Genomic DNA, 5,945 nt, shown 5'->3' on the forward strand with positions numbered 1-5,945 from the left:
CCCATCTCGGGAAGGAACCCCATGCGGCTCGAGCTGCGCGGTATCACCAAGCGCTTCGGCGCGCTCGTCGCGAACGACCACATCGACCTGGTGGTCGAGCCGGGCGAGATCCACTGCCTCCTGGGCGGGAACATCCGCATCCGCAAGGGCCGTGTGGCCGGTGTCATCGCGGTGCTCGTGCTCGTGGCGGTGCTCGCCTGGCCGGTCGGCCTGCTGATCTGGGCCAACGGCAAGATCCAGCACGTCGAGGCGCTGTCCGGCGCCTCGGGGACGCCGGGCACCACCTACCTGCTCGCGGGCTCCGACGCGCGCGGCAGCGGCGGCATCAACGACTCGACGTCCGGTGCCCGCACCGACACGATCATCCTGCTGCACAAGCCGCGGTCCGGACCGGTCGCGCTCATCTCGATCCCTCGCGACACGTACGCGGAGATCCCGGGCGTCGGCGGCAACAAGATCAACGCCGCCTACTCCTACGGCGGTGCGCCGCTGCTGGTGCAGACGGTCGAGCAGCTCAGCGGCCTGACCGTCGACCACTACGTCGAGGTCGGCTTCGGCGGTGTCTCCGGCGTCGTGGACGCCGTCGGCGGCGTGCGCCTGTGCCTCGACTACGACGTGCACGACCCGAAGTCGAAGCTCGACTGGAAGAAGGGCTGCCACGTCGCGGACGGCAAGACCGCGCTCGCCTTCTCCCGCATGCGCTACGCCGACCCGACCGGCGACATCGGCCGCGGCGAGCGCCAGCAGCAGGTCATCGCGCAGATCGGCAAGAAGGTCGCCGACCCGGGCGTGCTGCTCAACCCCGCGAACCAGGTGTCGCTCGCGGACGCGGGCCTCGCGGCCGTCGTGACCGACACCGATACGGGGATCATCGACGTGGCGCGGCTCGGCCTGGCGTTCCGCACCGCGAACGGCGACGACGGCGTGACCGGTACCCCGCCGATCGCGACGATCAACTACCGCACGCCGGCGGGCGCGTCCGCCGTCCTGCTCGACGACACGCAGACCGGCGACTTCTGGGCCAAGATCCGCGACGGCGAGTTCCAGCCCGGCGAGAAGGTCGGCGGCTTCCCGGGTCTGTAGCCCGGGTCCGCACCGAGAACGACCTGAGGGACCGATCCGCGCCGGATCCGGTCCCTCAGGTCGTTCTCGGTCGAGACCTTCCCGGGCAGGCGTCAGAGCTGCGCGCGTAGGTTCTCGCCCTTGGCGTGGGCCGCCTTGCCCAGCTCCTCCTGGAACGCCTCCATGCGCTCGCGCAGGGCGGCGGCCTCGTCGCCCGCACCCGAGGCGAGGATGCGCGCCGCGAGCAGCCCGGCGTTGCGCGCCCCGCCGATCGACACGGTCGCGACCGGCACGCCCGCGGGCATCTGCACGATGGACAGCAGGGAGTCCATGCCGTCGAGGTACTTGAGCGGCACCGGCACGCCGATGACGGGCAGCGGCGTGACGGACGCGAGCATGCCGGGCAGGTGCGCCGCACCGCCCGCGCCCGCGATGATCACGCGCAGCCCGCGGCCCGCGGCCTGGCGCCCGTAGTCGATCATCTCGGTGGGCATGCGGTGCGCGGAGACGACGTCGACCTCGACCGGGACGCCGAACTCTCCCAGCGCCTCGGAGGCCGCCCGCATCACGGGCCAGTCGGAGTCGGACCCCATGACGATGCCGACCTGCGGCGTGGTGCTCATACGTTCGCCTTCTCCTCGATGATGGTGTCCACGACGACGGGGGCCTCGCCGCGCAGCAGCGCCGCCGCGGCGACGGCCCGGTCACGCACCTCGTCGAGGTCCGCGCCGCTCACGTTCACGTGGCCCAGCTTGCGGCCCGGGCGCACACCCTTGCCGTACAGGTTGACACGTGCCTCGGGGTAGGCGGCGAGCACGTCCGGCAGCGCGTCGGTGAGCTCGTCGAGCTGCGAGCCCAGCACGTTCGCCATGACCGTCCAGGGCGCCGTCGGCTCGGTGGAGCCGAGCGGCAGGTCGAGGACGGCGCGCAGGTGCTGCTCGAACTGGCTGGTGACGGCGCCGTCGATGGTCCAGTGGCCGCTGTTGTGCGGGCGCATGGCGAGCTCGTTGACGAGCACCACCGGCGCCCCGTCCGGGCCGGGGACCTCGAACATCTCGACGGCGAGCACGCCCGTCACGTCGAGGCCCTCCGCGACGGCGGTCGCGATCTCGCGAGCGCGCTCGTCGAGCTCGGCGGACAGGCGGGGCGCCGGCGCGATCACCTCGGAGCACACGCCGTCCCGCTGGACCGACTCGACCACGGGCCACGCGCGCACCTCGCCCGACGGCCGCCGCGCCACGAGCGCGGCCAGCTCGCGGGTGAACGGCACCTTCTCCTCGACCAGGAGCTGCGGCCCGCCGTCGGCGACGGCCGCGAACCAGTCGGCGACGTCGTCCGCCGACGTCACCACGCGCACGCCCTTGCCGTCGTAGCCGCCGCGCGACGTCTTGACGACCGCGCTGCCGCCGACGTCGGCGAGGAAGGCGGCGAGCGCCTCGCGCCCCTCCTCGGGCGACGACGCCGGCAGCGCCGCCCACCGCGGGCACGGCACCCCCAGCTCGGTGAGCCGCTGCCGCATCACGATCTTGTCCTGTGCCTGGACCAGCGCGCCGGGGCCGGGCCGCACGGGCGTCCCGTGCTCCACGAGGTCGGCGAGCAGGGCGTTCGGCACGTGCTCGTGCTCGAACGTGAGGACGGCGGCCGCGCGGCCGCCGTCCGGGGCGACGAGCGAACGGATCGCGGCCTCGTCGGACGCCGCGCCCACGGGCGCGTCGGTTACCACCTGGGCCGCCGACGACGCCGGGTCCTCCACCAGCACCCGGAGCCGGACGCCGAGCTCCGCGGCCCCGGGGGCCATCATGCGGGCGAGCTGCCCACCTCCCACGACGGCCACGACGGGCGGCCCGGACTCACGGTTCTGTGGTGCACTCACGTCGGTGAAGCCTACCGGCGTCCGCGCCCCTTCTTCTGACCGAAGGTCGAGATCTGGGACCCGACCGGGAGCACCTGGTGCGGGTCGAGCGTCTTCGGCACCCCCGAGAGGAACACCGAGAACACCGGGGGCGTGCGCTGCGTGAGCTGCAGGTTGCCGCCGTCGGCCGCGACGAGGTCGCGGGCCAGGGCCAGGCCGAGGCCCGTCCCGGCACCCGACGTCACGCCGCGCTCGAAGATCTTGCCCGCCATGTCCTCGGGCACGCCCTCGCCCTCGTCCGTGACCTCGATGGCCATGGCGCCCCGCTGGCCCTCGCGGATGCGCAGCGTGGTGGTGCCGTCGCCGTGCTTGAGGGAGTTCTCCAGCAGGGTGGACAGCACCTGGGCGAGCGCTCCGGGCGTGGCCAGCACGCGGGCGCCCTCCGAGTCCTCGACGTTCAGCCCGCGGCCCGCGCGTTCGAACGTCTCGCGCCACTCCTCCTCCTGCTGGCGGAAGAGGACGGCGACGTCGACCGACTCCGTGGTGCCGCCCTGGGCCCGCCGCGAGCGGGCGAGCAGGTCGTCGACGACGCCGACCAGGCGCTCCACCTGCTCGAGCGAGATCCTGGCCTCCTCCTGCACCTCGGGCTCGCTGGAGGTGAGCGTGATCTCCTCCAGGCGCATGGTGAGCGCGGTGAGCGGCGTGCGGAGCTGGTGCGAGGCGTCGGACGTGAACTGCCGCTCGACGGCGAGGCGGGCCGCGAGCCGGTCCGAGCTGCGGGCCAGCTCCGCCGCGACGAGGTCGATCTCCTCGACGCCGGACGGCGCGAGCCGCGGGCGCACCTGCCCCGCGCCGAGCTGCTCGGCGGACGCCGCGAGGTACACGAAGGGTTGCGCGAGCCGGTTCGCCTGCCACGCGGCCGTCACGGCTCCGGCCGCGAACGCGCCGACGCTGCCGAACACGACGAGCACCACGACGTTGATCGCCTTGATGTAGGCGGGCCACGCCGAGACGGAGATGACCACGCCCATGACGGGCTGCTCCTCGGACGCGAGCCCGCGGTCGATGGTGGCACCGACCACGGGCTCGCCCGAGACGAGCTGCTCGCCGTTCGGCTGGTTCACCGTCACGTAGGCGACGATGTCGTTGGGCTGCGGCTGGACGGCGCGGTCGAGCACCGACTGGTCCACGAAGCCCGCCTCGGCGGCCGAGCGGTTGCGCTCGTAGGAGTTGACGGCAGACGTCAGGAGGTCCTGGGCGCGGGTCTCGACCCGCTGGACCTCCTGGTCGTAGATGTACCGGGCACCGAAGATCGCGAGCGGGATACCCAGGAGCAGCACGGCTACCGCAACCGCGGCGATGGTCGCCTGCAGTACGCGGGCGCGCATCTGGCTAGCTCGCCCCGATCTCGAAGCGGAAGCCGAGACCGCGCACGGTGGACACGTAGCGCGGGGCGTTCGCGTCGTCGCCGAGCTTGCGGCGCAGCCACGACACGTGCATGTCGAGCGTCTTGGTCGAGCCGACCGGGTCCGAGCCCCACACGTCGCGCATCAGGGTGTCGCGCACGACGACGGAGCCGGCGTTCTGCACGAGGACGCGCAGCAGGTCGAACTCCTTGGTGGTCAGGTGCAGCTCGCGGTCGCCCTGGAAGGCCCGGTGCGCGGAGACGTCGACGCGGACGTCCTGCGCGTGCAGCTCCTCCTCCTCGCCGGTCTCGCCGTGCGAGCGACGCAGCAGCGCCCGCACGCGCGCGAGCAGCTCGGCCAGGCGGAAGGGCTTGGTGACGTAGTCGTCGGCACCGGCGTCGAGGCCCACGACGAGGTCCACCTCGTCGGCGCGGGCGGTCAGGACCAGCACGGGAACGGTGAGGCCGTTGGCCCTGATCTCGCGCGCGACATCGAGCCCGTCCATGTCCGGAAGGCCCAGGTCCAGAACGACGATGTCCGCACCGGTCGAGCTCTCGATCGCACCTTTGCCGGTTCCTTGCACGACGACGTCGTAACCCTCACGGGAGAGCGCTCGTGCCAACGGCTCGGCAATGGCCGGGTCGTCCTCGGCTAGGAGTACGTGAGTCATTTCGCCATCGTAGGGCATAACCGACGCTCCGGCGCCATCCTGGCACCGAGTGCGGGCCGCCTACCGAATCCTTTCGGTGCAGGGCCTTCTGGACGCAAGTGCTACCACGGTATGACGCGCGTGCGCAACGGTTACACCTACGCTGACCGGCATGGGGTGGTACGAGCGGTGGGCGCAGTGGTCGGAGCGGTACCGGTTCCGCGTGGACCTGGGATGGACCCTCCTCGCGGCGGCCGTCACGATCCCCGGGATGCTCACCTTCTCGAGTGACGCGTCGATGGTCGCCTACGACCCCGTCACGACGCTCATCGCAGCCGTGATCGTGCTCGTGCCCCTGCCGTGGGCCCGGACGCGCCCGCTGCTCTCGGCCGTCGCCATGTTCACGGTGTGCATGGTCCAGGTGTGGGTGCTGCGCGTCCCGTTCGTCGCCCCCGACCTGCTGGTGCTCGTCTCCGTCTACTGCGTCACCGTGTACGGCACCCGGCGTGCCTACCTCACCGCCGCGGTGCTCGGCGTCGTCGGCTCGGTCGCGTTCGGCCTGTCGACGACGCTCACCGTGGAGAGCCTCTTCGTCATGGTGCCGACCCTCGCGCTCGTCGCGGCGTCCTTCGCGTTCGGGCTGGTGCGGCGCTCGCGCCGCGCGATGCTCCAGGCGATGCGCGACCGCACCGAGCGGCTCGAGATCGAGCGCGACCAGCAGGCGCGGATCGCCACGGCCGCCGAGCGCGCGCGCATCGCGCGCGAGATGCACGACATCGTCGCCCACTCCCTGTCGGTCATGATCGCCCAGGCCGACGGCGGCCGGTACGCCGCGGCCGCGGACCCCGCCGCCGCGCAGCGGGCGCTCGGCACCATCGCCGAGACGGGCCGCGCCGCGCTCGCCGACATGCGGCGCCTGCTCGGCGTGCTGCGCGAGGACGAGCCGGCTCCGGCGACGCCGCTCGGGCTGGTGGCG

6 protein-coding genes are annotated in these 5,945 nt (G+C 72.8%); 2 read left to right on the forward strand and 4 right to left on the reverse strand.

What is annotated here, in order from left to right; all coding sequences use genetic code 11:
- Positions 1 to 21 precede the first annotated feature (21 nt).
- Positions 22 to 1,083: an LCP family protein gene (locus HLB15_RS21920; protein ID WP_212760223.1), complete on the forward strand. Its 1,062-nt coding sequence runs from the start codon at positions 22 to 24 to the stop codon at positions 1,081 to 1,083.
- 92 nt (positions 1,084 to 1,175) lie between these two features.
- Here HLB15_RS21920 and purE read toward each other — a convergent pair whose 3' ends face one another.
- The 4 genes from purE to HLB15_RS21940 are packed head-to-tail and all read right to left on the reverse strand — an operon-like array spanning position 1,176 to position 4,990.
- Positions 1,176 to 1,685: a 5-(carboxyamino)imidazole ribonucleotide mutase gene (purE, locus tag HLB15_RS21925; RefSeq protein ID WP_171108655.1), complete on the reverse strand. Its 510-nt coding sequence runs from the start codon at positions 1,683 to 1,685 to the stop codon at positions 1,176 to 1,178.
- Complete coding sequence (locus HLB15_RS21930) at positions 1,682 to 2,935, reverse strand: 5-(carboxyamino)imidazole ribonucleotide synthase (protein ID WP_171108657.1); 1,254 nt, start codon at positions 2,933 to 2,935, stop codon at positions 1,682 to 1,684. Before HLB15_RS21930 ends, purE begins: the two co-directional genes overlap by 4 nt.
- An 11-nt stretch (positions 2,936 to 2,946) precedes the next feature.
- On the reverse strand, positions 2,947 to 4,302 hold the full coding sequence (locus HLB15_RS21935) for a sensor histidine kinase (protein WP_171108659.1): 1,356 nt from the start codon (positions 4,300 to 4,302) through the stop codon (positions 2,947 to 2,949).
- 4 nt (positions 4,303 to 4,306) lie between these two features.
- On the reverse strand, positions 4,307 to 4,990 hold the full coding sequence (locus tag HLB15_RS21940) for a response regulator transcription factor (RefSeq protein ID WP_026366105.1): 684 nt from the start codon (positions 4,988 to 4,990) through the stop codon (positions 4,307 to 4,309).
- 151 nt (positions 4,991 to 5,141) lie between these two features.
- On the opposite strand from HLB15_RS21940, the gene HLB15_RS21945 reads away from it, so the two are divergent.
- Positions 5,142 to 5,945, forward strand: an 804-nt coding sequence (locus tag HLB15_RS21945) for a sensor histidine kinase (RefSeq protein ID WP_171108661.1), incomplete at its 3' end; no start/stop codon positions are given.

The organism is Promicromonospora citrea, assembly GCF_013004695.1.
Classification (GTDB): domain Bacteria; phylum Actinomycetota; class Actinomycetes; order Actinomycetales; family Cellulomonadaceae; genus Promicromonospora; species Promicromonospora citrea.

Coding starts and splice junctions, on each gene's coding strand:
- HLB15_RS21920 (WP_212760223.1), top strand. CDS start 22: ATGCGGCTCGAGCTGCGCGGTATCACCAAGCGCTTCGGCGCGCTCGTC.
- purE (WP_171108655.1), bottom strand. CDS start 1,685: ATGAGCACCACGCCGCAGGTCGGCATCGTCATGGGGTCCGACTCCGAC.
- HLB15_RS21935 (WP_171108659.1), bottom strand. CDS start 4,302: ATGCGCGCCCGCGTACTGCAGGCGACCATCGCCGCGGTTGCGGTAGCC.
- HLB15_RS21940 (WP_026366105.1), bottom strand. CDS start 4,990: ATGACTCACGTACTCCTAGCCGAGGACGACCCGGCCATTGCCGAGCCG.